Consider the following 23,472-nt stretch of genomic DNA (forward strand, 5'->3'; position numbering starts at 1 on the left):
CGAGGAACCATGACCGCCGACGCCGCACCGAACATGCCCCAGCTCCTCAGCGAGGCCAAACGCTGGTTCGACGACGCCCTGCTGGCCGGCATGACGGCCGCCGGTGAGCAGCCCGTGACCGCCGCGCAGGCCGCGGTCTTCGCGACGCTCGATCCGGACGGCACGTCGATCTCCGAGCTGGCGCGGCGGATGGGCGTCACCCGTCAGACGACGCACCAGGCGGTACACAGCCTGATCGGCCTGGGCCTGCTGGAGCAGACGCCCGATCCCTCCTCAGCCCGGTCGCGGATCGTCCGCACCACCCCGGAAGGTGCCCGGGCGCACGAGCGGGCACAGATCATGCTCGCCCGCATAGAAGCCGTCCTGGCCGAGCGCATCGGTCCGCAGGCCGGTCTCCTGCGCGACATCCTCACGCGGTCCTGGGGCGAACCGCCCCTGCTGTCGACGGGCCCCTGAGCCGCGGGCCGGCGGGCCGTTCCCCTGAACAAAGGCGCGGCCCGCCGGTACGTCACGGAGTGGTGATGCTCGGCCGCGGCGCGGTCGCCATCCCGCTGCCGATGGCGAAGCTGGGGTGCGGCGGCTGGTTGTACGCGGTGTTCTGCCAGGCCAGCGCGGTCCGGTACATGGTGTCGTGGAGCAGAGTGGTGATCTTCGTACCGGTCTCGTACGGCGTGGAGTAGATCCGCAGCGCGGTGTTGTTGGTGGTCGGCCAGACGACTTCCTCGCGCCAGTCGCCGAAGAGGTCGCCGGAGATCGCGGGCGTGGCCTTGGTGCCGTTGCCGGAGTGGACGGAGGCCCCGGTCATCAGGCGGGTGTCGGCCGAGGTGCCGTACTTGTCGATGTGGGTGGCGTCGAGGAGTTCACGGGTCGTGTCGCCGTCCCACCAGGACAGAAAGTTGGAGCTGGACGGCTTACGGCTGGTGACCACGTCGCCCTTCGGTCCGCGTACGCCGGAGACGGCGGAGGACCAGGACTCGGCGCCCGCGCTGCCGGACCAGATGTCACCGGACACGCCGCGTCCGTTGTCCCCGCTCGCCGGGGTGGACCAGAGGATCTGGCCGGACTTGGCGTCCGCCATCCATGAGGACGGCTTGGAGCTGTCCTCGTCGACCTTGAACTCCTCCAGGCCCGCCCTGGAGGGGTCGAGGTCCCCCACGTGCATGGCGTCGCCGTGGCCGTTCTTCGTGGTCCACAGTCCGCTGCCGTTGTCGTCCACGGCCATGGCGCCGTAGATGATCTCGTCCTTGCCGTCACCGTCGGCGTCGGCGATGGACAGCTGGTGGTTGCCCTGGCCGTCGTATCCCTTGCCGGAGTTGGTCGAGCTGTTCGTGTCGAAGGTCCAGCGCCGGGTGAAGGCGCCGCCCCGCCAGTCCCAGGCGGCGATGACGCTGCGCGTGTAGTAGCCGCGCGCCATGATCAGGGACGGCCTGGCGCCGTCCAGGTAGGCCGTGCCGGCGAGGAAGCGGTCGACCCGGTTGCCGTAGGAGTCGCCCCACGAGGACACCGTGCCGCGTGCGGGGACGTAGTCGACGGTGCCCATCGCCGCCCCGGTCCTCCCGTTGAACATCGTCAGGAACTCGGGGCCGGACAGGATGTATCCGGAGGAGTTGCGGTGATCGGCGGAGGAACTGCCGATCACCTTGCCGGCACCGTCGACGCTGCCGTCGGCGGTCTTCATGGCCACCTCGGCCTGGCCGTCACCGTCGTAGTCGTACACCTGGAACTGGGTGTAGTGCGCGCCCGAGCGGATGTTGCGTCCTAGGTCGATCCGCCAGAGCCGGGTGCCGTCGAGGCGGATCCCGTCGATGATCGTGTTGCCCGTGTAGCCGGACTGGGAGTTGTCCTTGGCGTTGGTGGGCTGCCACTTCAGTACGAAGTCGAGGGCGCCGTCGCCGTCCAGGTCACCGACGGACGCGTCGTTGGCCTCGTAGGTGTAGGCGACCCCGTCGGGTGTCGTCCCGCCGGCGGGCGGGCTGATGGGCACGTCCTTGTATCCGGTGCGGAACTGGATCGCGTGAACGGAGTCGCTCTGCTCCACGCCGTCGACGACCGCGCGCACCGTGTAGTCGGCGGTGGCGGGCGCACCGGAGTGGAAGTAGTTCGTCGAGGCGGTGACCGGCGAGGCGTTCACCTTGGTGCCCGCCCGGTAGACGTTGAACGACACGTTGTCGGGGTCGGTACCGAGCCAGCGCCAGCTGACGAGGTTCCCGCTGTCGGTGTGCACGCTGACGACGCCGCGGTCGAGCGCCTCGGCCTGCCGCGCGGTGGCGGCCTGCGAGGCGGGGCCGAGTGCTACGAGCGCGCCGGCGGCGAGCAGCCCGGCCGCCAGGGCGCCGACCAGTGCGCGCGTACGGGTGATGCGGCGTCTGCGGCGGGGGCGGGAAGCGGTGTGGGGAAGCAGAGGCTCCACGGGAGGCACCTTCTGGCAGGGGATGGCTTACGCCCCCTCAGTTGCTCCCGGATGCCGAAAGGTTGCCGCCTGTCTCCTTCTCCGTCATGGCAGGCCGCCCCCGCACCGCACCGGCCGCGGCGTGCAGTGAGCGCAGGGCGAGCAGCAGGAACCCGATGTCGTCGAGGTAGACGGGGTCCGGCAGAAGGTCCACGGGCGACACCGTGTAGATCACGGCCGCCCAGACGAGCGCCTTGTTCCGCAGGGGGACACCGGCGTCGATGAGAAGCCTTCTGGCCCGGATCACCCGTACCAGCAGGACGAGGGCGGCACCTGCCATGAGCAGGAGTACGAGCGCGCCGATGATGAGCCAGACCGAGGTGTCCATGGCTCATCGTCTCCCGGCCGGGCGGCCGGAGCGCGGAGGCTTCACCCGTGGCTCCTGGCCTGTTGACGGGCGCGACGGCGCTTCAGGGCACGGCGCTCGTTCTCGTCCGTGCCTCCCCACACACCCGAGTCCTGTCCGTACTCGAGCGCCCACTCCAGGCACTGTTCCCGCACGGGGCAGGTCCCACAGACGGCCTTGGCCTCCTGGGCCTGCACGAGTGCGGGCCCGGTGCTGCCGATGGGGAAGAACAGATCGGGGTCCTCTTCGCGGCATGCCGCGTGCATGCGCCAGTTGTCCATGTCTCTCACTCCTTCTCGCTGGGAACGGTCCGTCGGTCTCTGCTGGATCGCGCCTGGTTTTCGGGTACCGCACTGTGCGCGTGACCGCCATACGGCGATCGAAACCCCAACAGGCCCGGCCTTCAGGGGTTTCCGGAACCCGGTCCGCCTTCCGGCAGCGGCGAACCCGGGTGCGGGGCAGCCGCGCACGCGCTGTCCAGCCGGATGCGGTAGTGCATGACGACGGCCGGTTCGTCGATGATGTCCACCCGCGCACCCGCGGTCTCCATGACCGCGCGGTCGCCGATCTCCGGAGCCGGTACGCGCAGCAGGTGCAGCGGTGGCACACCGGTCATCGGGTGCGGCGGGGCGTCGAGGGGCATCACCTGCACCGTGAGGTGCCGGCGGTGGGCCGCCTCCTCCAGCACCGCCCGTTGTCCGGCCATCACGGAGGGTCCGCCGACCGTCGTATGGAGGGCGGCGGCGGGGAGCAGGGCCCAGAGGGCCGCGCCACGCGCCTCGAGACGGCGCTGCCGCTCCGCCAGCAGTTCGATGTGCCGGTCGCGCCGTGGGAGCGGATCGGCGGTCAGGCTGCGGCACAGGGCCGCCTCGTAGGCCGGGGTGCGCAGGAGCTCGGGGACCAGAGCGGGGTGCCAGGTCCGGACGAGCGCGGCGGAGGACTCGATGCCGATGACCTCCTGCTGCCACGGGTCCATCGCGTCCCGCCACGCATGCCACCAGCCCGGCAGGTTCGCGGCCGCGATGCCCGCCATGATCGGCTCGGCCTCCTCGGCGGACACGGCGTAACGCTCGAGGAGGACCCGGACCTGATAGGCGTCGAGCCCGGTCTCGGCACGCTCGATGCGCCGGACGGTGGCGGGGTGGGCACCGAGTGCCACCGAAGCCGCCTGGAGGCTGACGCCCGCTCGTTCCCGGAGCATCCGCAGTCGCGCCGCCAGGACACGGTGTTCAACGGTGGGGCCGGACCGGGGCCTCATCCACGTCCCTTCCTGGCAAGCTCCGACGGGGGGCGGTCACAGCGGCCCCGGCGCCGATTCGGAATCATCCTGACATTCCGCCTCTTGCAAAGTATGCACTTTGCACGGAGAGTACGTACATGTCGGAAATAGTTGCGTGCGCGCGTTCCGCCCCGGAGGAACCGGGCGGGCGGAGCGCACAGAGCTGGTGGATTCCCCGCCTTCCCCGGGCCGTCCCGATGGCGAGGCACCGCGTGCAGGAAGCCATGCAGAGCTGGGGAGAACCCGACGAACGCGTCGAGACGGCTGCCCTGGTCGTGACCGAGCTGGTCACGAACGCGGTGGAGCACACCGCGGGCCGGCGGATCCGGTGCCGCCTCCTGCGGACGCCCGGCCGGGTGCGCATCTGCGTGTGGAACCGCGGCCGGCGGCACGTGCCGAAACTGCCCGGTCCACGGAACCGGCCGTCCGGCCCCCCGGCGGAGAGCCCGCGCGGCGCGGATGGTCCCGGTCCGGTGGCTTTCGGGGGGCCGGACGGCACGGACGACGGCTTCAGTCTCGCGTCGGTGTCCGAGGACGGCCGGGGCCTGATGCTCGTGGACGCGCTCGCGGCGCGATGGGGCACGCGCAGCAGCGTGTCCGGCCGACTCGTCTGGGCCGATGTCTGAAGCTTCGGGACGCGGATCCGGTGGTCCACGCGCGATGGGCGGCTTCAGCCGCGTGAGGGCCGAAGATCGGGACCTGCGGCCGGAGCACCAGGTCCTGTCCGGCGGATCATCCCGGCCCGTCGGCGCTGAATCGCTGCATCGGCCCGTCGGACCAGGAGTTGGGTGAGGCAGGTCGGGCCCGGCGATAAATACCTCGACACGGGTCGCGGTGATCAGGGACGCTTCGCGCGATGACCAGAATCGATGACACGCCACCCGCGTGGGACGAGCGCACCCAGCTCACCACGTTTCTCGACTACACACGTGACACCGCACGCGCCAAGTGCCAGGGCGTCTCCGCTGAGAACGCCCGCAAGGTGCTCCTGCCGGGTTCTCCGCTCATGACCATGAGCGGAGTGGTCAACCACCTCCGCTGGGTCGAGTACTACTGGTTCCAGGTGGTCTTCCTCGGCGAGGAGGACCGGGGCCCCTGGACCGAGGATGACCCCGACCGCGAGATGCGTATCGCCGTCGACTTCCCGCTTACGCAGTTGCTCGACGAGTACGCCGAACAGAGTGCCCTCTACCGCGAACTGGTCGCCGGGAACGACCTGGACAAGCAGGCCCAGGGGGCCGTCCGCAGCGGCCTGCACGTCGACCTGCGCTGGATCCTGCACCACCTCACCGAGGAGACAGCCCGCCACAACGGCCACCTGGACATTCTGCGCGAGATGCTCGACGGCACGACCGGCGACCAATGAGGGGGTGAGGACCGGACGGCGGGGTGGGCCCCGCGGACCTCGCCCGCCCGCTCCAGCAGGGCCGAAGACGGGGGCGTCGGCCCCGTACGTGTCCGCATCGCGCGTACGCGGTGCCTCGGTCGCCGTCAGCGCGACGGTGTGCAGGGCGGGACGCGAGTGCAGGAAGTCTCCGGCGCGGGAGTGAAAGCTGTCGAGTCTTCGGTGAGGTGCCGGTCGTCCGGACTCATGCCTCATGATCCCGTGCGCTGCCCGCGTGCGCGTGTGGTTTTCCGCCGGCCGGCTTCGGCCTCGCGATGGAGCCGCCATCGAGGAGGGCCGGGGCCTGTCCTCGATGGCGGCAGCCTGGCCATGACCGGCTAACGTCCGCCGGCGGCCCGGCGGCCCGGCCTCACCTCAGGTGCCGGCCGAAGAACCGGTCCCCGTCCTCCACCTCGAACCACGGGGTGCCGGTGTGCCCGCCCGCATTGGCGTGCAGGGTCTTCTCCTTGCTGCCGAAGGCGTCGAACAGGTCCAGGGCCCGCTGCCGCGGGTTCCCCTCGTCGTCCCACTGCAGCAGCATCAGCAGCGGAATGGTGACCTGACGCGCCTCCTCGCGCTGGGCGCGGGGCACGAAACCCCCGGCGAAGAAACCGGCGGCCGAGATGCGCGGCTCGACCGCCGCCAGCCGGACGCCGAGGGCCATCCACCCCGAGTACCCGACCGGGCCGCCGATCTCGGGCAGCGAAAGGAGGGCGTCCAGGGTGGTCCGCCACTCCGGGGCCGCGTTCTCGACCAGCGGGCCGACGAAGGACTCGAAGATGTCGTCGACCGGCTCGCCGGCCCGCATCGCCCGCCGGAGTTCGGCGCGAGCCTGCTCGTCGGCGGCGGAGCGGGGCCGGTCACCGCACCCGGCGGCGTCGATGGAGGCCACCGCGTAGCCGCACGCCGCGGAGTACCGGGCCCTGGCCACCAGCCGGGGCTCCCCCTTGGGCAGGCCGTTGTTGTGGGCCATGAGGATCAGCGGGGCCGGTTCGGCGGACTCGGGCGTCCACAGGGTGCCGGGAATCCCGCCGAGGGTGAACGCGCGCTCGATGACCCCGTCGTCGAGGCGCTGTTCGGAAGTGAAGCGCATGGTCGTGCCTTTCGGGAGTGCGTTTGATCGGCGCTCCCGGACGACCTATCGCCCGACCGTGACCCCGGAGGGGAGCACCCATGTCGAAACTGCGTCCACGGGTACCACCTCCTCGTTCTCTCGCACGGCCTCGGGGAGGCTAGCAGCCGGTCGCCGTGGTTCGCCATCGGGTTTCGCGCGGGCTCCGTGGCCCGGATGCCACGGAGCCACTCCCCCGGCCGGGACCGCTCAGGCCGGCGCGGTCCGGCACTCCGGGTGACCCCAGCCGTTGGGGTTCTTGGCGATCATGTCCTTGGCCGCGTACGGCTTCCCGCAGTGGCACCGGCCCGCGAACTTCGCCCGGATCGTGGCGGCGGAGCGCGCCCGGCCCGTGGAGCCACCGGTGGACCCACTCGTGGACCCGCCCTTGGCGGCGCCCGCCGTGCGGCTCTTCGTCGAGCGGGCGGGCGCGGGCACCGGCATGTCCGCCGTGCCGTACGCGGTCCCCGCCGCCTGCTGGGAGACGGCCACCTCGCTCGCGGCCTGGTCGGCCAGAGCGTTGAGCGGGTCGCCGTCCACCTGGTGCGCCGGCACGTAGCGGAAGGAAACCGCGCGGCTGCTCAGCAGCTCGTCGATGCCGACCACCAGCTCCCGGTTGGCGACCGGCTTGCCCGCCGACGTCTTCCAGCCGTTGCGCTTCCACCCCGGCAGCCACTTGGTCACCGCGTTCATCGCGTACTGCGAGTCCATGCGCACCTCGACGGGCACGGCCGGATCGGTCGACCTCAGAAGTTCCAGCAGGGCGGTGAGCTCGGCGACGTTGTTGGTGGCGGTGCCCAGCGGGCCCGCTTCCCACCGCTGGGGGTTCCCCTGGTCATCGGCCACGACCCACGCCCAGGCGGCAGGTCCCGGATTGCCCTTCGATGCCCCGTCACACGCGGCGATGATGCGCTCGTCCATGCCCCTGATCATGCCAGCCCGGAAGCTCAGGGCACGATCGAGTCGATGTAGCCGCCGTCCACCCGCATGGCCGCGCCCGTGGTGGCCGATGCCTGCGGGGAGCTGAGGTGGACGACGAGGTTCGCGAGCTCGTGGACGAATTCCTCGACACCACCGGTGTGCGTGGGCGCAGGCCCGGTGGCCATGGCGCGGCTCGGGGCTCCCGGCCCGTGAAAACGGCCGGGAGCCCCGTCGGGTGACTCAGAGAACGCCGGACTCGGAGACGGCGATCTTCGCCTTGGTCTTGCCGGTCGAGGAGCCGTACGACTCGATCTTGCGGACGAGCTCCATGCTCGCCTCGTCGGCGACCTCGCCGAAGACGACGTGCTTGCCGTCCAGCCACGGGGTGACGACGGTGGTGATGAAGAACTGCGAACCGTTGCTGTTCGGGCCCGCGTTGGCCATCGAGAGCAGGCCCGGCTTGTTGTGCTTCAGCGTGAAGTTCTCGTCGGCGAACTTCTCGCCGTAGATGCTCTTGCCGCCGGTGCCGTTGCCGTTGGTGAAGTCACCGCCCTGGAGCATGAAGTCCGGGATGACGCGGTGGAACGGCGAGCCCGCGTAGCCGAAGCCCTGCTCACCGGTGGCCAGCGCGCGGAAGTTCTCCGCGGTCTTGGGGGCCACGTCGTCGAAGAGGTTGAACACAATCCGCCCAGCGGGCTGGTCGTCGATGGTGATGTCGAAAAACGCCTTGATGGTCATGAGTCCATCCTGACATCATCCGGCACCTCTCGATGCACAGGCCCCGCCCTGCGGCGGCCGCACGCCGCACGCGTACGGCGTACCACGGGGGTGAGCCGTGGTACGCCGTTTCAGTCAGGGAGAACGCCGCTTCCCCCTACCGGTGCCGCTCAGCGGTTGCCGCGGTGGCCGCCGCCTCGGTGGTGCCGGCCCCAGGACTCGGAGTCGACCCTGTGCCCGCGGTTGTCGCGGAGCGTGGCGGTGTCCCTGCTGTCCCACACGTAGTGGCGGCGGTCCTGGTACACGTCGTGCCGGGTGTCACGGCCGACACCGGTGTGGACGCGGACGGAGGAGCGGCCGGCCAGCCGCAGGTCGAACGTGTACGAACGGCGGCTCTCGTCGGTGAGCGTCCAGCCGCGGAGGTTGACGGAGTGGCGGCTGGTGTTGGTCACGGTGACCCACTCGGCGTTCAGGCTCCGGTTGGAGCCGTTGTCGCGGCCGGGGCCGTCGTGCTGGATCTCGCCCAGGACGACCGCCGAGCGCTGGGCCGGCCGGTTGTGACCGTGGTCCCGGCCATCGGCCGTTGCCGGAAGGGCGGCTGCGGCGAGCAGGGCGCCTGAGGCGAGGACGGTGGCGGTGATCCGTCGTGCGGAACGGGACATGGAAACCCCTCATCATGCGGGCCCGGAATGGAGCGCCGGGCGTTTTTCCGACCCCGGCGTCGTGCCGGGAACGCAAACTTTGTCCCGCTTTCGACGTGACCGAAAGGCGCCCCGGTTCGTGTGACAAAGTACGGACATTTCCGTCACACACGACTGCACCCGGCACGGATTCCGGCAGTCGTAGACCTGTCAACCGTTGATCGCTGCACCGACCCTTTCGGGGGGCCGTTCACCTGGTCATGGCGCCCCGTTCACCCCGGCCCCGCTCCCCCGGGCGCCCCTGTCGGGAGCTCGCCGATCCGTGTAACAGGAGCGACAGCGCTTACCTGAACAGACATTCCATTACCGACGGGAAAGGAGCTCGTGCGTTCGAGCCTTCAGCATCCATCGCGAAGGGGCGAGCCGGACGCGTTGACCTCCACCGGTGACGAAAGCGTTGACGGGTGTCATCGGATCCAGCGCCATCGTCCTGGCCAGCAGGACGCCGACGGCCAGCGGGAGCAGGGTCACGGCCAGCGCCGTGCCGGCGCTGGTCAGGTTCTGGATGCGGGGGCGCGTCGGCGCTTCGGGGAGCATGGCCCCATTCGACCAGCGGCGGCACGTGCCGGGATCGGGTCACATACTCAGACGTCCCCCTCCCCGTACTCAGTGCGGCCCGTGTCCGCGCCGGGGCGGAGCGGGTTTCAGCCGTCCGGTCCCCGCCTGCCCGAGGCGTCGGCCCGGCCACCGGCCCCGAGGAGGCCCGTGGGCTCGAACCGAGCCGTCCGCGCCAGTCCGGGGAGCTCGCGCTTCGAGAGCGCCGTGACGACCGGAGGCATCGCGGCGCGCACCAGCTGTGCGGCGCGGAGCCACGCCGGCAGGTACGCGGCGGCACTGCGGCGCTCGACCGCCCGCGCCATGCGGCGCGCCACGGTCTCCGCCGGGTAGACCTTGCGCGCTGGCCTGGGCATGTGTCCTCTCAGCTCGCGCAGTACGGGGTGCTGGTCGGCATCGCGGATCATGTCGGTGTCGGTCCAGTTCAGGTAGCCGATGCCCACCCCGACGTGCTCATGGGCGAGCTCGGCACGCAGCGAGTGCGCGAACGACTCCACGCCGGCCTTGGAGGCGCAGTACGCGCTCATCATGGGCGCAGCGCCGATGGAGGCCAGCGAGGCGATCTGGAGGTAGTAACCCCGTGTGACGCGCAGCTGGGGCAGGAAGACCCGTGCGGTGATCGCGCTGCCGATCAGGTTCACCTCGATCACGCGCCGCCAGGTCGCCGGGTCGGACTCCGCGAAGGGGCCGCCCTCGGCCAGGCCCGCGTTGGCGACCACGACCGAGGCGGGACCGAGCCGCTCCCGTACGTCGTCGGCCACCCGCGCCATTCCCGCCTCGTCGGCGATATCGGCCTCCCAGCACCGCGCCGGGCCCGGAAGCGAGTCCCGCACCGCGGCCAGACCGGCTTCCTCCCGGCCGAGCAGGGCCAGCGTGGCGCCGCGGTCCGCCAGCTCGCGTGCGATGGCCGCGCCGAGGCCCCGTGCGGCGCCGGTCACGACGGCGACGCGGCCTTCCAGAGGACCAGGTGTGCCCGTCATACGCGTCTCCTCGGAATCGACCGCGTCGGCGCCGTCCCGTCGGCTCGCGGACGGTGTGTCCACCCAAGCACTCCTCTCGGCCGGGCGCTCGGCGAGACGAACCGGGCCTGCCTCTACTCCGGCGGGGAGGGCGGGCCCCAGTGGGAGAACCGGGGCAGCCACTTCACCCGGTAGCCGGGGTGCCCGGCGTGCTCGGCGGCCATCTGCCGGACGACGAAACCCAGGCCGACGGCGCGGCCCGAGGTGAAGTCCTGGGCAGGGCGGTCGGTGTCCAGGACCGCGATCTCCTCGTACTCGTCCAGGAGGACCCTGGTGGTCTCGATGCGTCGCAGGGTGCGTGCCGGGTCCTGGAAGGCGATGTGCCGGTCGTAGGCTCGCGAGCGTACGACGAACGCGATGCCGCTCGTGCGGTCGTGCACCTCACCGGGTGCCTCGGCCGGAGTCCGCCAGCCGCCGCCGCCCGCTTCCCGCGCGATCTGCTCCTCCTCGGCGAGGCGTGCCCGCACGAAGGCCAACAGGTCCGAGTTGTCTGCCATCTGGTTCCGAATCCTTCTCCGTCACAGACCGTGGCGGAGATCCACTCACCGCCGCGGACCCGTTCTGCCCGACCAGCAGAGGATGCCTCACCCGCGTGCCCGGGGCGCAGTCGGCACGGGGCGCGTTCCGCATGACGGACACCGCCCGGGGCTGTGACCGGCCTGATTCAGCGGGACGGATCCCGCCGGGCGGCCATGAGCAGCGCGATGTCGTCGGGCCGGTCCTCGTCCTGCCGGGCCTGTCCGATGACGCGGTCGGCCGTCTCGGCGAGCGGCATGTGGCCCACCGCCTCCAGGGTGCTGCGCAGCCGCTCGATGCCCTCGTCGATGTCCGTGCCCGCCTTCTCCACGAGCCCGTCCGTGAAGAGGGCGAGAACGGCTCCCGGGTCGAGACGCAGTTCCGTGACGGGGTACGAGGCGTCCGGGGCGACGCCGAGCACCACACCTCCGGGGAGGTCCAGGACCTCGGTCCTGCCGTCCGGGTGCCGCAGGACGGGCTGGGGGTGACCGGCGCGTACGGCCCGGGTGACACCGGTCGCGGGGTCCAGCAGCACGTAGCAGCAGCTGGCGAACTGCCCGGGATCGAGGCCGATGAGCAGCCGGTTGGTGGCGCTCATGATCTCCTGCGGTTCGTGCCCGATGAGCGCGAAGGCCCGTACGGCGCTGCGCAGTTGCCCCATGGTGGCCGCTGCCGCGACACCGTGCCCCTGGACGTCCCCGATGACGAGGGCGAGTCCGCTGCTCGTCTCGATGACGTCGTACCAGTCGCCCCCGATCTCGATGTCCTGGGTGCCCGAGAGGTAGCGCCCGACGGTGTCGACGTGGTCGACGACGGGCAGCCGGTGGGGCAGGAAGGCGTCCTGGAGGCCCCGGGCGAGCGCGGCCTCGGTGTCGTAGCGCTGGGCGCGCTGGAGTGCCTGGGCGATGAGCCCCGCCAGCGCGGTGAGCACGGTGCGTTCCTCGGGGCTGAAGCCGCGGGGCTGGTCGAATCCGAGGATGCACGAACCCACGGCCCGGCCCGACGCGATGAGCGGCAGGAAGGCGCGGGCGCCGACGCTGGCGTCCATGGGTGTACCGGGGTAGGCCTCGGCCAGCTGCTCCATGGACTCGAAGAACAGCGGCCTGCCCGTCGTGAGCGTCTCCACCCCGGGGATGCGGGCGTCGAGACCGACTCCGTCGAACTGGTCCAGGAACCCCTTGGGGAAGCCGGTCTCCCAGGCCAGGTAGAGGCGCCGCTCGTTCTGGAGGTAGATGGCCAGCTGTCTGCCGCCGAAGGCCGGCAGAAGCTCCTCCGTGACCACGGCCGAGACCTGACGCGCCGTGACTGCCTCCGTCAGCGCGATGGCCAGGGCGACAGGCCGGTACAGGACGGCCGAGCGGTCGGCCGGGGAGCCGAGCTCCCCTCCCGGGGTGGCGCCGGACTCCGGTGTGCGGCCGGGCCGGCCCGAGGGGCTGAAGGTGACCGTGACCCCGTCACGGCCGGGGAACATCGCGACGGACAGCCAGTCCTCCGGGGTGCGCCGGGCGAGGAAGTACACGGGGTCGTCCGAGAAGAGCGCGGCGCGCCGCTGGTCCTCGTAGGCAGGGTTCGCGAGCCAGGGCAGCGCCTCGCCGAGGGGCCGGCCGGTCAGTTCGGCCCGGGCGTGGCCGAGGAGCTGCTCCGCAGAGCGGTTGACGTAGGTGATCCGTCCGAGCCGGTCGTACGTGAGCATGCCGCGCGGGATCCGGTCGGCCGCGTCCGGTACGACCGGTCCGGCCCCCTGGTCGAACAGGACGCCGGTCAGCCGGCCCGTCCGGCCGTCCAGGTCCCCGGTGCCGGAGAGCTCGACCAGGAGCGGACGGCCGTCGGGGCTCCAGAGCCGCATCCGGCGCACATGGGGCTCCGCCGACCGCGCGGCTCTGCTCGCCAGCGTCCACAGCCCGTACACGTCCTCGGGCAGCAGCCCGGCCGTGAGCGCCTCCATGGAGCGCACCGGCCCGTCCGTGGGCTTCTGGCCCAGGATCGTGTGCGTACGCTCGTCCGCGGTGACCGTCCCGCTGTCCATGTCCCACGCGAAGTGCCCGACGCGCATCTGCCGCGCCGTGTCCGAGGGAAGCCGCAGGGGCATGGGCTCGCCGTCCCACTCGGCCGGCCTGTCCTGCGCGGCGATCTCGGCGCCGAGCTGCCGGGCCAGTGCCTCCAGCCGACGGCGGTCCGCGCCGCCGACCGGCACGCCCCGGGTGGCGTAGCGCAGCACCACGAGCACGCCCACGGGTGTGGTCCCGCCCGGCACGGGCACGTAGAGGGACCCGAACGGGAACGGGAGGCCGGCCATCAGCTGCGGGAACCGGCGCATGGCCTCCTCGGCGTCGCCCAGATACACCGGCCGGTTCGACCGGTAGGCCTCGGCGACCGGGAAGGGCCGGTTCACGTGCATCCGCCACCAGGGGCGCATCAGCGGGACGGGCAGTCCCGCGAGCACCGCCATCAGCAGGAGCCCCGGGGTCCGGGAGCGCAGATAGACGCCGCCCGCGTACCCCCCGACGGCGTCGACGGCGCTCACCACGGCCTGGGCGAGCACCAGCGACAGTCCGTCGGGCGTTCGGCTGCCATCGGGGCTCCAGGTCACACAGCCAGGATGCGCACCCGTGCGCGGGTGCGCATGTCCACCCCGGCGGCGCTCCCCGTCAGATACCGGCGGGGGCCCAGGGCTCCGTGCCCGCCCGTGCGCACACCGAGGCGGCCGTCTCGGAGGCGAACGACAGCATGTCCCTCACCTCCTCCGGGTACGGCGTCGCCGTGAAGGAGCCCAGGGCCCCCATGCGGCTCAGCAGGCCCGCGGTGAACGCGTCCCCCGCGCCGATCGTGTTGACCACCTCGACCGGGGTGGCCGCGACGGAGACGGGCGGTGCGGTCGCCGTGTACGCCGTGCTGCCCCGGGCGCCCCGGGTGAGGACCACCAGCCGCCCTCCTGCCGCCAGTTCCCGGCAGGTCTCCTCCGGATCGGCTCCGGGCCACAGCGTCTCCAGGTCCGCGTCGCTGACCTTCACGACGTGGGCCAGTCCGCACAGTTCGCGCAGCGCCGCCGAGCCGTGGTCCGCACCCAGGGTGCGGTCCCGGCGGACGTTGGGGTCCACGACGAGCAGGGAGTGCTCGGCGGCCGCGGCGGCGGTGTCCCGCACGGCCGATGCCGCGGGCCCGACGACGGCCGCGAGCCCGCCCGCGTACACGGCCCCGAATCCGGCGGCCCGCGTGGACAGGTCAGGCAGCCGGAACGTGGCCGTGTCCTGGAGGTGGAAGTGGTAGCCCGTTTCCCCGGCCCCCGGCTCGGCGACGGCCAGTGCCGTCGGCAGGCCGGAGCGTTCACAGAGGGTGAGGTCCACCCCGGCCGCCCGCAGCCGCTCCTCGATCATGCGGGCGAAGCCGTCGCCGCCCAGCCCCCCGGCGAACGACACCGGGGAGCCGAGCGTGGCCAGCCCGACGGCGACGTTGGCCGGGGCCCCGCCGAACTGGGCGGCCCGCAGGCCGCCGTCCCCGGCCACGGGCACGAGGTCGACGAGGGCCTCTCCGAGTACGAGGACGGCGCCGGGCCCGCCCGTCACGGCTCGACCACGATCTTGCGGCCGATGCCCGCCTTGAAGCGGTCGACGGCCTGCGGGTACCGGTCGAGCGGCAGCCGGTCGCTGATGAAGACGGCAGGGTCGAGGACCCCGGTGGCGAAGAGCGCGGCGGCGCGTTCGTAGCTGTGCAGGACGGCCATCGAGCCGGTGATGGTGATCTCCTGGTTGTAGATGCGGTACGGCTCGATGACGGCCGTCGTCGCGTAGTCGGCGACCCCGAACTGGAGGAAGGTGCCGCCCTTGGCGACCCGTCCCAGGCCGTCCTGGATGGCGGCCGCGTTGCCCGTGGCGTCGATGACGACGTCCCAGCCGCCGGGCCGCTCCAGTTCGTCGGCCCCGGCCGCCGACCGGGAGCAGCCGAGGAGGCCTGCCGTGGCGAGGCGCTCCGGGTTGACGTCCAGGATGTCCACGCCCGCCGCGCCGGTGCGCTTGGCGAGCTCCAGCATCATCAGGCCCATGGTCCCGGAGCCGTAGATCAGCACGTCGGCTCCGAGGGTGCTGCTCAGTACGTCGTAGCCCCGGACGGCGCAGGACAGCGGTTCGATGAGGGCCGCGTCCTTCACGTCGACGTGCTCGGGCAGCCGGACGCAGTTGGCGACGGGGGCCACCGCGTACTCGGCGGCGCCGCCGGAGACGGTGACGCCGATGGCGGCCCAGCGTTCGCAGAGGTTGCCGCGTCCGCTGCGGCAGTAGCGGCACTCGTGGCAGTGCAGCGAGGGGTCGACGGCGACGCGGTCGCCGATGGCGAGCTCCGTGACGTCACGTCCGACGCCCACGATCTCCCCGGCGAACTCGTGGCCGGGGACGAGCGGCAGGGAGGGCGCGAACTCGCCCTGCAGGATGTGCAGATCGGTGCCGCACAGCCCGCAGGAGGCGACGGACACGACGACCTCGCGGGGGCCGGGCGTGGGGTCGGGGACGGTGGTGACGGAGATCTTCCCGGGTGCTTCGACGATGGCTGCCCGCATTATTTCACTGCTCCGAGAGACAGGCCCTGGACGAGTTTGTCCTGGGCGGCGTAGCCGGCGGCGAGCACCGGCAGGGACACGACGACGGACGCGGCGCACAGCTGGGCCAGGAAGAGGCCCTGGCTGGTGACGAATCCGGTGAGGAAGACGGGTGCCGTCTGGGCGACGACGCCGGTGAGCACCCGTGCGAAGAGCAGTTCGTTCCAGCTGAAGATGAAGCAGATCAGCGCGGTGGCCGCGATCCCGGGGGCGGCCATCGGTGCGACGACCCGGGCCAGGACGGTCGGCAGCCTCGCGCCGTCGACCTGGGCGGCCTCGATGACCGACACCGGCACGTCCGCGAGGAAGGACTGCATCATCCAGACCGCGATCGGCAGGTTCATCGAGGTGTAGAGCAGGACGAGGAGCCAGATGTTGTCCAGCATCCCGGCGTTCTTGGCGAACAGGTAGACGGGGAGGAGCCCGGCGACGACGGGCAGCATCTTCGTGGACAGGAAGAAGAACATCACGTCCGTCCACTTGCGCACCCGCCGGATGGAGAGGGCGTACGCCGCCGGGAGCGCCAGCAGGAGCACCAGGACCGTGGAGAAGAAGGAGGCGCCCAGGGAGTTGAGCAGGGGCGGCCACGGGGTCACACCGGTGTCGGCGCCGAAGAAGGCGCGGTAGCCGTCGAGGGTGAGCGGCGCGAAGAGGGAGGGCGGGTTGGTGGCGGCGTCGGACTCCGCGTGCAGCGAGGTCAGCAGCATCCAGAGCGCGGGCAGGCAGAAGGCGAGTCCGGCCGCCCAGGCCAGCAGGCCGAGTGCGGCGGAGCGCCGTCGGGCCCGTCGCAGGACGCGTCGCGCGGACGGGGTGGGCGCGGGGACGGTGGCGGTGGTCATGCGCGGTTCGCCTCCTCACTGAAGAGGGACGAGACGGTCCGGAGCGCGAAGGTGGCGATGATGATCGTGCCGATCACCACCACGACTCCCGCGGCGGACGCCAGTCCGTATTCGTGGGCCTGGTAGAAGGTCTGGTAGATCGTGTAGGGAAGGTTGGCGGTGTCGAGTCCGCCCGCGGTGATCGTGAACACCGCGTCGAAGTTCTGCACGATGTAGACGGCCCCGAGCAGGACACCGAGTTCGAGGTACCTGCGCAGGTGCGGCAGCGTCAGATAGCGGAAGGTCTGCCAGGCGCTCGCACCGTCCAGGCGCGCGGCCTCGACGACCTCCGCGGGCCGGCTCTGGAGGCCGGCGAGCAGGATCAGCATCATGAACGGCGTCCACTGCCAGACCAGCGCCGCGATGACGGCGAGGAGCGGCATGTCCGCGATCCAGTCCGGCTGGCTCGGGCTGGTGTCGCCGAAGAGGTCTCCCACCCAGCTGAGCGCGCCGTTGAGGAGGCCGTACTCCGGGTTGTACAGCGCGTGCTTCCACAGGAGCGCGGCGGAGACGGGCACGATCAGGAACGGCGTGATGAGCAGGGTACGGACCATGCCCCGGCCGAAGAACGTACGGTCCAGGAGCAGGGCGAGGGCCAGTCCGATGACGACGGTGGCGAGGACGACGCCCACGGTCAGCAGGATCGTGGTGAGGACCGAGTCGCGGAGCGCGGCGTCGGTGAAGACGGACGCGTAGTTGTCGAGCCCGTTGAAGGCGCGTTTGTCGGGGCTGAGGGAGTTCCAGTCGAAGAGCGAGATCACCAGGGTCGCCACGAACGGCAGTTGGGTGACGACGATCAGGAAGACCAGCGCGGGGAGCAGCGGAGCCCTGGTGGCCCAGGCCCGGGCGCCGCTCCTCCTGCGGGCCGGGGCCGCGGGTGGCCGGGGTGGTGACTGGGGTGTGGTGCCGACTGCTGTGGTCATCGGTACTCCTTGGCAACCTGTTCGGCCAGCTTCTGGGAAGCGGCCAGCGCCTTGTCGACGGACTGGCGGCCGGCGATGGCCGCGCTGATCTCCTGCGCGACCCTGGTGCCGAGATCGGTGAACTCGGGGATGCCGACGAACTGGATCCCCGGCACGGGGCGCGGCTGGGTGCCCGGGTTCTTCGGGTCGGCCCCGGAGATGGCCTGCTCGGTGACGTCCGCGAAGGCGCCTGCCGCCTTGCGGTATTCGGGGTTCTCGTAGGTGGAGGCGCGTTTGCCGGCCGGGGCGTTGGACCAGCCGCTGCTCTCACCGACGAGCGACTCGTACTCCTTGCTGGAGGCCCAGGAGACGAACTTCCACGCGTCGTCCGCCTTCTTGGACGCCTTCTGGATGCCCCAGGCCCAGGTGTAGAGCCACCCGGAGCTCTTGGTCTCCTCGACCGGCGCGGGCACGTAGCCGATCTTCCCCTTGACCGGGGATCCCGCCGCCTCCAGCGAACCGGCGCCCGCAGTGGCGTCGTACCACATGGCGGTCTTGCCCTGCGTCATGTTGTTGAGGCACTCGGCGTATCCGGACTGGGAGGCGCCGCGCTCGCCGTGCTTGCGCACGAGGTCCACGTAGAACTCGGTGGCCTTCTTGAACTCGGGTGAGGTGAGCTGGGGTTTCCAGTCCTCGGTGAACCAGGTTCCGCCCATGGTGTTGACGACGGTGGTCAGCGGGGCGATGAGCTCGCCCCAGCCGGGCAGTCCGCGCAGGCAGATGCCCTTCATGCCGGACTCGGCGCCGTCCGCCCGCGCCGCGAGTTCCGCCACCTCGGTCCAGGTGGGGTGCGCGGGCATCGTCAGCCCCTTCGCGTCGAAGACGTCCTTGCGGTACATGAGGAAGGACGACTCGCCGTAGAAGGGTTCGGCGTAGAGCTTGCCCTCGGCGGTGAGTGACTCCCTCAGGGGTTCGAGGATGTCGTCCTGGTCGAAGGCGGTGTCCTCGGCGGCGTAGGTGTCGAGGGGGTGCAGCCACTCGTTCTTCGCGAAGAACGGCACTTCGAAGTTGCTGATGGTGCCGACGTCGTACTGGCCCGCCTGGTTGGAGAAGTCCTGACTGATCTTGTCGCGGACGTCGTTCTCCGGGAGCACCGTGAAGTGGACCTTGATACCGGTCTCCTCGGTGAAGTGCTCGGCGGTGAGCTTCTGCAGCTCCAGCATCTGGGGGTTGTTCACCATCAGTACGTTCAGTGCGTCACCCCCTCCGAACGCGGTGCCGCCTGCTCCGGCGCACCCGGCGGCGAGGAAGGCCATGACTGCCGTGCCCGCGACCGCACGCACGCGGGTCCCACGGCGTCGTTGCTGGTGGGGCATAGATTCTCCTGATCGGTCGTAGCGGCTCGCGGATCGGTGCCGTGCCATCCGGCTCTTTTCTTTCCTGACGGTTCCGGGCATGGCGGGGCTGCCCTCCGGCTCTCCTCGACGAAGACGAAGACGAAGGCGACGACGACGCGAGGACGGGGGTGGGAGCGGGGGACGATGAACGGGGTACGGGGACGAAGGGGTCGGGGGCGGCGGGGCGGTCCCGCCGTCGTGTCAGACGCGGATGACGTTCGGGCCGAGCAGGGAGTAGCGCTGGGCCTCCGCCGAGGGCAGACCGGTGTCGGTGACGACGGCCTCGAAGTCGCCGACACCGGCGAAGCGGCAGAAGCTCACCGCTCCGAACTTCGAGTGGACGCCGGCGAAGACACGGCGGCGGGCGCTGCGCATGGCCTGCGCCTTGACCTCGCCGACCGCCGGGTCCGGGGTCGTCAGCCCGTACTGGCGGGAGATGCCGTTCGCACCGACGTACGCCAGGTCGATGACGAAGTCGGCGAGCATACGGGTCGCCCAGTGGTCGACGGTCGCCATGGTGCTGCCGCGCACCCGCCCGCCGAGGAGGAGCACGGCGGTCTTCTCCGAGTCCGCCAGGACCGTGGCGACGGCCAGGGACGCCGTGACCACCGTCAGCGGCCGGTCGCGGGGAAACGCTTCAGCGATGAGCTGCGGGGTGAAGCCCTCGTCGACGAAGACGGTCTCGGCGTCACCGAGCAGCTCGGCGGCGGCCGTCGCGATCCGTGACTTCTGCGGTACGTGGTGCGTGGTGCGCATCGCCAGGGTGGTTTCGAACCCGGCGCTCTCGACCGGGTACGCGCCACCGTGCGTACGCCGAACGAGCCCGTGCTCCTCCAAGGTGTGCAGATCGCGCCTGATGGTCTCCTTGGCCACCTCGAACCGTTCGGCCAGCCGGTTCACGTCGACCGAACCGTCCCGTCGGGCCGTCTCGAGAATTCCCCGGCGGCGTTCCTCGGTGCCCACGACACATCCCTGCGCTAGTGCGAATCAGCCGTGGGCCCGGCGTCCGTTCGGGCCCACGCACTGTTTGTACAAGCAGAAACGGCTGTACGACCAGCTTCTTCGCGCCACGGCCTCTGCCCGTTCATGCCCGTTTCCCCACGGGCCCCCACGCTGGTAGTGCGCGCTCCGGCGGTAACGGGGTGCCCGTACAACGCCCGCTTCGCCCGTGATGGCGCCCGTTTCGTGCCCGTCAGCGGTCACACAGGCGTGGGGGCCACTAGCACAGCCCTCCCGTGGTCGCGGCGAGAACAGCTGAGAAATGTCTGGTTGCACACCTCAAGGCGCGATTTCGGCCAACATTCCGGGCCTCGGGAGTACGCGGACAACCTCCGGCCGTGTTCGCCCTCTCTCATGGGCAAAGCGACTCCACCGCCCCGACGGGGCACCCGGACATCGGAGAACGATGAGCAGCAGAACCCCCCGCAACCGCCTGTGGCGTCCGGCTGTCGCCGCAGCCGCGGCGATCACCGTGACCGCCGGCGTCGTCGCCGCGGCCCCCGACAGCAAGCGGGCGACGTCCGCCCCCCAGCTCGGTCTGGTCGCCGCCTCGAAGTCGGTGACGCTCGACTCGTGGAAGGAGGACCCGGGCGTCTACCTGGACCTCGGGACGTATCTCACCGCTTCCGGAGCCCCGCTGGAGCTGCGGGTGACCCGTAAGAGCTACAAGGACCCGGTCGTCGCCACCCAGGTCATCCACGAGGGGAACAAGACCCGGACCAAGGCCCTGCCCAAGGGCCTGGTGAAGGACTTCTCGGGGCTTCCGGACTTCGTCCGGATCACGGTCCGGAACGCCGCGGGCAAGGCCGTGGTGAACCGTACGGAGTCGTTCTGCCCGAACAACGCGTCGGGCCGGATCCTGCCCGACGCCCCGTCCACGTCGAAGTATCCCGAGAGCTGCCCGACGAATCCCTTCACGCTCGGATCGGTGTGGGGCGTCGAGAAGGGCTGGGCGTCCAACACCTACGCGGGCTACTACGCGGCGCCGGTCGCCCTGCCGGCCGGGACGTACACCGCGGAGGTGGCCGTCACCCAGCGCTACCGCGATCTGTTCAAGATCGCTGACAAACCGCAGACCGTCAAGGTGACCGTGCGCGAGCGCAGCTGGGAGGAGGAGAGCCCCGCGGGCGCGCGTTCCGCGTCGGAGCACGCCGCCCATGGGGCCGGGCACTCGGGCCACGCCGGCCACACCGCAGCACGCACTCCCGCCCCGGTGACCGCGACCACCGGTGCGGGCCCCTCGTACAACGTGGGCCACGGCCCCCTCCCGCCGGCGCCCGCCGCCGTGCCATGGGCCGCCAAGCGCGAAGGTCTCCGGTCGGCGCAGGGTGACGGGCCGGGGCGGACGGACGGCTCCCGTCAGGCGCCCGCGGCACAGCCGAACGCGCAGCGTCCGACGGGCAGGGCGGCCGTTCCGGACGTCCCCAAACCCGACCTGCGCTCCCTGCCCGCCTACGGGATCACCATCGGACAGGGCGACGCTGACGCGCCGGGCAAGGACTATCTGGCCTTCAGCGCCAACGTGTGGAACGCGGGCCCCGCACAGCTGGTCGTGGACGGCTTCCGCAAGCCGGGCAACGAGCTGATGGACGCCTACCAGTACTTCTACGACGCCTCGGGCAAGCAGGTCGGCTACACCCCGACCGGCACCATGGAATGGGACCCCCGTCCGGGTCATGAGCACTGGCACTTCACCGACTTCGCGAGCTACCGGTTGCTGAAGGCGGACCAGAAGGAGACCGTCCGCAGCGGCAAGGAGGCCTTCTGCCTGGCCAACACCGACGCGGTCGACTACACGGTGAAGAACGCCAACTGGCACCCGGACAACACCGATCTGTCCACGGCGTGCGGCCAGGAGAACTCCATCTCCGTACGGGAGGTGCTCGACGTGGGTTCCGGTGACACGTACACCCAGGACCTTCCGGGCCAGTCCTTCGACATCACCGGCCTGGCGAACGGCACGTACTACATCCAGGTGCTGGCGAACCCGGAGAAACGGCTCAAGGAGACCGACCTCGGCAACAACAGCGCCCTGCGGAAGGTGGTCCTGGGCGGCAAGCCCGGTGCCCGCACGGTGACCGTGCCCAAGCACCACCTGGTCGACGCACCCTGAGACCCGGCCTGTGCGCGGCCCCCGGGACATGTTCCCGGGGGCCGCAGCCGTCGCCCGTGGGAGGTCAACCGCAGCCTCCCACCCGTGAGTTGCTGTGGCAGACTTCGCAGGCGGAGCGGTTCACCTCATCTGCGACGGAGCGCGTCATGACGACTGGGACACCCCGGCCCCCGATCGACACCAGCAGGCCTCACTCGGCTCGCGTGTACGACTCGCTGCTCGGTGGCAAGGACAACTACCCGGTGGACCAGGCGGTGGCACGGCACCTGCCGGCCGAGGCGAAGGCCGGCGCGTTCCAGAACCGTGCCTTCATGAACCGCGCGACGGCCTGGCTGGCCGGCGAGGGGATCAGCCAGTTCCTCGACATCGGCACGGGGATCCCGACCGCGCCGAATCTGCACCAGATCGCCCAGGAGATCGATCCGCGGTCGCGGGTCGTCTACTGCGACAACGACCCGCTCGTCCTGCGCCACGCGGAGGCACTCCTGATCGGCAGTCCGGAAGGGGCCACGGACTACGTTCACGCGGACGTGCTCGAACCGGCCACGATCATCGAGGCGGCCCGCGAGGTCCTGGACCTCGACCGGCCCATCGCCCTCTCGCTCCTGGGTCTTCTCCACTTCCTCCCGGACGACCAGGACCCGCGGGCCATCGTGCGCACACTGGCTTCCGCCCTGGCGCCGGGCAGTTACGTGGTGCTGTCGCAGGGAGCCTCGGACGTGAATCCCGAGCGCGGCGAACAGGGTGCGGCCGAGTACGGCAAGGGGGGTATCCGGCTCGCTCTGCGCACCCGCGCCGAGTTCGCCGGCTTCTTCGAGGGCCTGGACATCGTCGAGCCGGGTCTGGTGACGGCTCCCGAGTGGTTCCGCGGCACGTCGGCCCCCGAGCAGGAGTTCAGCGGCGTCTACGTCGCGGTCGCGCGTATCCCGTAGTCACGGTCCGGAAGGGGACGTATCCATGACCGAGGACCCCCAGCACGCGGCAGCCGAGGCGTTCGACGCCATCGGAGCCGACTACGAGACGGCCTTCGCCGGCTCGGCCGCGCACCACGACTCGCTGAACCGGCTGCTGGAGCGGCTGGCGCCGCACAGCAGGATTCTGGACGTCGGCAGCGGGACGGGCCGGCCGACCGCCCACACCCTGGCGGTCGCCGGGCACGAGGTGCTGGGTGTCGATGTCTCGCCCGTCATGGTGGACCTGGCGTCCCGCCGGGTTCCCGGGGCGTCGTTCCGCCGGGCGGACATCCGGGAGGTCCCCCTGGAGAAGGAGAGCTTCGACGCCGTCTGCGTCTACTTCTCGCTCCTGCAGATGTCGCGCGACGAGCAGCGTGCGCTCGTGCACCGTCTGGCGGAAGCGCTCAGGCCGGGCGGTCATCTGGTTCTGGCGACCGTGCCGCTGGATGTGGAGGGCGTGAGCACCGTCTTCATGGGCCAGGAGGTGCGGGTGACCAGCTTCGGGCCCGACGCGCTCAGGACGCTCGCGACCGATGCCGGGCTGACCGTCGTGCACGAGACCGGAACGGTCTTCACTCCGGACCGTCCTGGGGCGGTGCCCGAGCCCCATCTGTTCCTGGACTGCCGTCGGTGACCCGCCGGTG

Annotated in this window: 24 protein-coding genes and 1 pseudogene; 6 read left to right on the forward strand and 19 right to left on the reverse strand. The window is 71.1% G+C overall.

What is annotated here, in order from left to right; genetic code table 11:
• Positions 1–9 precede the first annotated feature (9 nt).
• The gene (locus ACIBCU_RS30300) at positions 10–456 is read left to right on the forward strand and encodes a MarR family winged helix-turn-helix transcriptional regulator (protein ID WP_399235333.1); all 447 of its coding nucleotides are present in this window, start codon (positions 10–12) and stop codon (positions 454–456) included.
• Positions 457–508: 52 nt separating this feature from the next.
• Here the strand turns inward: ACIBCU_RS30300 and ACIBCU_RS30305 are convergent, their stop codons facing one another.
• From ACIBCU_RS30305 to ACIBCU_RS30320, 4 genes are all read right to left on the reverse strand, one after another.
• Positions 509–2,410 (reverse strand): rhamnogalacturonan lyase, encoded by a 1,902-nt coding sequence (locus ACIBCU_RS30305; RefSeq protein WP_399235335.1) that lies wholly within the window; start codon positions 2,408–2,410, stop codon positions 509–511.
• A gap of 37 nt (positions 2,411–2,447) precedes the next feature.
• Entirely contained in the window at positions 2,448–2,777 is a 330-nt protein-coding gene (locus ACIBCU_RS30310) for a YkvA family protein (RefSeq protein ID WP_362929626.1), read from the reverse strand.
• Positions 2,778–2,818: 41 nt separating this feature from the next.
• Positions 2,819–3,076 carry a WhiB family transcriptional regulator gene (locus tag ACIBCU_RS30315; RefSeq protein ID WP_362929624.1) on the reverse strand — a complete coding sequence of 86 codons (258 nt, stop codon included), beginning with the start codon at positions 3,074–3,076 and terminating at the stop codon, positions 2,819–2,821.
• Between the two features lie 122 nt (positions 3,077–3,198).
• Complete coding sequence (locus ACIBCU_RS30320; protein ID WP_399235337.1) at positions 3,199–4,053, reverse strand: Scr1 family TA system antitoxin-like transcriptional regulator; 855 nt, start codon at positions 4,051–4,053, stop codon at positions 3,199–3,201.
• A 245-nt stretch (positions 4,054–4,298) separates the two neighbouring features.
• On the opposite strand from ACIBCU_RS30320, the gene ACIBCU_RS30325 reads away from it, so the two are divergent.
• A complete protein-coding gene (locus ACIBCU_RS30325) occupies positions 4,299–4,700 on the forward strand; it encodes an ATP-binding protein (protein ID WP_399235339.1) in 402 nt (133 codons plus the stop codon).
• 230 nt (positions 4,701–4,930) lie between these two features.
• The gene (locus tag ACIBCU_RS30330; RefSeq protein ID WP_399235342.1) at positions 4,931–5,440 is read left to right on the forward strand and encodes a DinB family protein; all 510 of its coding nucleotides are present in this window, start codon (positions 4,931–4,933) and stop codon (positions 5,438–5,440) included.
• A gap of 388 nt (positions 5,441–5,828) precedes the next feature.
• Here ACIBCU_RS30330 and ACIBCU_RS30335 read toward each other — a convergent pair whose 3' ends face one another.
• From ACIBCU_RS30335 to ACIBCU_RS30405, 15 genes and pseudogenes are all read right to left on the reverse strand, one after another.
• On the reverse strand, positions 5,829–6,551 hold the full coding sequence (locus ACIBCU_RS30335; protein ID WP_399235344.1) for a dienelactone hydrolase family protein: 723 nt from the start codon (positions 6,549–6,551) through the stop codon (positions 5,829–5,831).
• 228 nt (positions 6,552–6,779) lie between these two features.
• A complete protein-coding gene (locus ACIBCU_RS30340; RefSeq protein WP_399235346.1) occupies positions 6,780–7,490 on the reverse strand; it encodes a ribonuclease H in 711 nt (236 codons plus the stop codon).
• A gap of 26 nt (positions 7,491–7,516) precedes the next feature.
• Positions 7,517–7,699 (reverse strand): annotated as a pseudogene (locus tag ACIBCU_RS30345) (oxidoreductase); the annotation flags it as partial.
• A gap of 31 nt (positions 7,700–7,730) precedes the next feature.
• A complete protein-coding gene (locus ACIBCU_RS30350) occupies positions 7,731–8,228 on the reverse strand; it encodes a peptidylprolyl isomerase (protein ID WP_362929614.1) in 498 nt (165 codons plus the stop codon).
• A gap of 149 nt (positions 8,229–8,377) precedes the next feature.
• Positions 8,378–8,869, reverse strand: coding sequence for a lamin tail domain-containing protein (locus ACIBCU_RS30355; protein ID WP_399235348.1), 492 nt, complete (start codon positions 8,867–8,869; stop codon positions 8,378–8,380).
• 342 nt (positions 8,870–9,211) lie between these two features.
• Positions 9,212–9,445, reverse strand: a complete 234-nt coding sequence (locus ACIBCU_RS30360; RefSeq protein ID WP_399235350.1) for a hypothetical protein — start codon at positions 9,443–9,445, stop codon at positions 9,212–9,214.
• 107 nt (positions 9,446–9,552) lie between these two features.
• On the reverse strand, positions 9,553–10,443 hold the full coding sequence (locus ACIBCU_RS30365) for an SDR family oxidoreductase (protein WP_399235425.1): 891 nt from the start codon (positions 10,441–10,443) through the stop codon (positions 9,553–9,555).
• 113 nt (positions 10,444–10,556) lie between these two features.
• Complete coding sequence (locus tag ACIBCU_RS30370; RefSeq protein ID WP_362929608.1) at positions 10,557–10,979, reverse strand: DUF6221 family protein; 423 nt, start codon at positions 10,977–10,979, stop codon at positions 10,557–10,559.
• A gap of 167 nt (positions 10,980–11,146) precedes the next feature.
• Positions 11,147–13,588: a SpoIIE family protein phosphatase gene (locus ACIBCU_RS30375; protein ID WP_399235353.1), complete on the reverse strand. Its 2,442-nt coding sequence runs from the start codon at positions 13,586–13,588 to the stop codon at positions 11,147–11,149.
• A gap of 58 nt (positions 13,589–13,646) precedes the next feature.
• Positions 13,647–14,561, reverse strand: coding sequence for a PfkB family carbohydrate kinase (locus ACIBCU_RS30380; RefSeq protein ID WP_399235354.1), 915 nt, complete (start codon positions 14,559–14,561; stop codon positions 13,647–13,649).
• Entirely contained in the window at positions 14,558–15,547 is a 990-nt protein-coding gene (locus ACIBCU_RS30385; protein ID WP_362929602.1) for a zinc-dependent alcohol dehydrogenase family protein, read from the reverse strand. Before ACIBCU_RS30385 ends, ACIBCU_RS30380 begins: the two co-directional genes overlap by 4 nt.
• The gene (locus ACIBCU_RS30390) at positions 15,547–16,425 is read right to left on the reverse strand and encodes a carbohydrate ABC transporter permease (protein ID WP_362929600.1); all 879 of its coding nucleotides are present in this window, start codon (positions 16,423–16,425) and stop codon (positions 15,547–15,549) included. The genes ACIBCU_RS30385 and ACIBCU_RS30390 overlap by 1 nt, the downstream gene beginning before the upstream one ends.
• Positions 16,422–17,387, reverse strand: a complete 966-nt coding sequence (locus ACIBCU_RS30395; RefSeq protein WP_362929598.1) for a sugar ABC transporter permease — start codon at positions 17,385–17,387, stop codon at positions 16,422–16,424. Before ACIBCU_RS30395 ends, ACIBCU_RS30390 begins: the two co-directional genes overlap by 4 nt.
• A complete protein-coding gene (locus tag ACIBCU_RS30400; protein ID WP_362929596.1) occupies positions 17,384–18,742 on the reverse strand; it encodes a sugar ABC transporter substrate-binding protein in 1,359 nt (452 codons plus the stop codon). The genes ACIBCU_RS30395 and ACIBCU_RS30400 overlap by 4 nt, the downstream gene beginning before the upstream one ends.
• Before the next feature lie 222 nt (positions 18,743–18,964).
• Positions 18,965–19,726 (reverse strand): DeoR/GlpR family DNA-binding transcription regulator, encoded by a 762-nt coding sequence (locus ACIBCU_RS30405; protein ID WP_362929594.1) that lies wholly within the window; start codon positions 19,724–19,726, stop codon positions 18,965–18,967.
• Between the two features lie 442 nt (positions 19,727–20,168).
• Here ACIBCU_RS30405 and ACIBCU_RS30410 point away from each other — a divergent pair, with 442 nt between their 5' ends.
• The 3 genes from ACIBCU_RS30410 to ACIBCU_RS30420 all read left to right on the forward strand — a co-directional run bounded on the left by ACIBCU_RS30410 (position 20,169) and on the right by ACIBCU_RS30420 (position 23,462).
• Positions 20,169–21,875, forward strand: a complete 1,707-nt coding sequence (locus ACIBCU_RS30410; protein ID WP_399235358.1) for a lysyl oxidase family protein — start codon at positions 20,169–20,171, stop codon at positions 21,873–21,875.
• A gap of 146 nt (positions 21,876–22,021) precedes the next feature.
• A complete protein-coding gene (locus ACIBCU_RS30415) occupies positions 22,022–22,807 on the forward strand; it encodes an SAM-dependent methyltransferase (protein ID WP_399235361.1) in 786 nt (261 codons plus the stop codon).
• A gap of 25 nt (positions 22,808–22,832) precedes the next feature.
• Positions 22,833–23,462: a class I SAM-dependent methyltransferase gene (locus ACIBCU_RS30420; protein ID WP_362929588.1), complete on the forward strand. Its 630-nt coding sequence runs from the start codon at positions 22,833–22,835 to the stop codon at positions 23,460–23,462.
• Positions 23,463–23,472 lie beyond the last annotated feature (10 nt).

It is taken from the genome of Streptomyces sp. NPDC051064 (genome assembly GCF_044455985.1).
Lineage (GTDB): Bacteria > Actinomycetota > Actinomycetes > Streptomycetales > Streptomycetaceae > Streptomyces.

Excerpts from the sequence above, each read along its gene's own strand:
- ACIBCU_RS30300 (WP_399235333.1), top strand. The coding sequence starts at position 10 with ATGACCGCCGACGCCGCACCGAACATGCCCCAGCTCCTCAGCGAGGCC.
- ACIBCU_RS30310 (WP_362929626.1), bottom strand. The coding sequence starts at position 2,777 with ATGGACACCTCGGTCTGGCTCATCATCGGCGCGCTCGTACTCCTGCTC.
- ACIBCU_RS30315 (WP_362929624.1), bottom strand. The coding sequence starts at position 3,076 with ATGGACAACTGGCGCATGCACGCGGCATGCCGCGAAGAGGACCCCGAT.
- ACIBCU_RS30320 (WP_399235337.1), bottom strand. The coding sequence starts at position 4,053 with ATGAGGCCCCGGTCCGGCCCCACCGTTGAACACCGTGTCCTGGCGGCG.
- ACIBCU_RS30325 (WP_399235339.1), top strand. The coding sequence starts at position 4,299 with ATGCAGAGCTGGGGAGAACCCGACGAACGCGTCGAGACGGCTGCCCTG.
- ACIBCU_RS30330 (WP_399235342.1), top strand. The coding sequence starts at position 4,931 with ATGACCAGAATCGATGACACGCCACCCGCGTGGGACGAGCGCACCCAG.
- ACIBCU_RS30335 (WP_399235344.1), bottom strand. The coding sequence starts at position 6,551 with ATGCGCTTCACTTCCGAACAGCGCCTCGACGACGGGGTCATCGAGCGC.
- ACIBCU_RS30340 (WP_399235346.1), bottom strand. The coding sequence starts at position 7,490 with ATGGACGAGCGCATCATCGCCGCGTGTGACGGGGCATCGAAGGGCAAT.
- ACIBCU_RS30350 (WP_362929614.1), bottom strand. The coding sequence starts at position 8,228 with ATGACCATCAAGGCGTTTTTCGACATCACCATCGACGACCAGCCCGCT.
- ACIBCU_RS30355 (WP_399235348.1), bottom strand. The coding sequence starts at position 8,869 with ATGTCCCGTTCCGCACGACGGATCACCGCCACCGTCCTCGCCTCAGGC.
- ACIBCU_RS30360 (WP_399235350.1), bottom strand. The coding sequence starts at position 9,445 with ATGCTCCCCGAAGCGCCGACGCGCCCCCGCATCCAGAACCTGACCAGC.
- ACIBCU_RS30365 (WP_399235425.1), bottom strand. The coding sequence starts at position 10,443 with ATGACGGGCACACCTGGTCCTCTGGAAGGCCGCGTCGCCGTCGTGACC.
- ACIBCU_RS30370 (WP_362929608.1), bottom strand. The coding sequence starts at position 10,979 with ATGGCAGACAACTCGGACCTGTTGGCCTTCGTGCGGGCACGCCTCGCC.
- ACIBCU_RS30385 (WP_362929602.1), bottom strand. The coding sequence starts at position 15,547 with ATGCGGGCAGCCATCGTCGAAGCACCCGGGAAGATCTCCGTCACCACC.
- ACIBCU_RS30390 (WP_362929600.1), bottom strand. The coding sequence starts at position 16,425 with ATGACCACCGCCACCGTCCCCGCGCCCACCCCGTCCGCGCGACGCGTC.
- ACIBCU_RS30395 (WP_362929598.1), bottom strand. The coding sequence starts at position 17,387 with ATGACCACAGCAGTCGGCACCACACCCCAGTCACCACCCCGGCCACCC.
- ACIBCU_RS30400 (WP_362929596.1), bottom strand. The coding sequence starts at position 18,742 with ATGCCCCACCAGCAACGACGCCGTGGGACCCGCGTGCGTGCGGTCGCG.
- ACIBCU_RS30410 (WP_399235358.1), top strand. The coding sequence starts at position 20,169 with ATGAGCAGCAGAACCCCCCGCAACCGCCTGTGGCGTCCGGCTGTCGCC.
- ACIBCU_RS30415 (WP_399235361.1), top strand. The coding sequence starts at position 22,022 with ATGACGACTGGGACACCCCGGCCCCCGATCGACACCAGCAGGCCTCAC.
- ACIBCU_RS30420 (WP_362929588.1), top strand. The coding sequence starts at position 22,833 with ATGACCGAGGACCCCCAGCACGCGGCAGCCGAGGCGTTCGACGCCATC.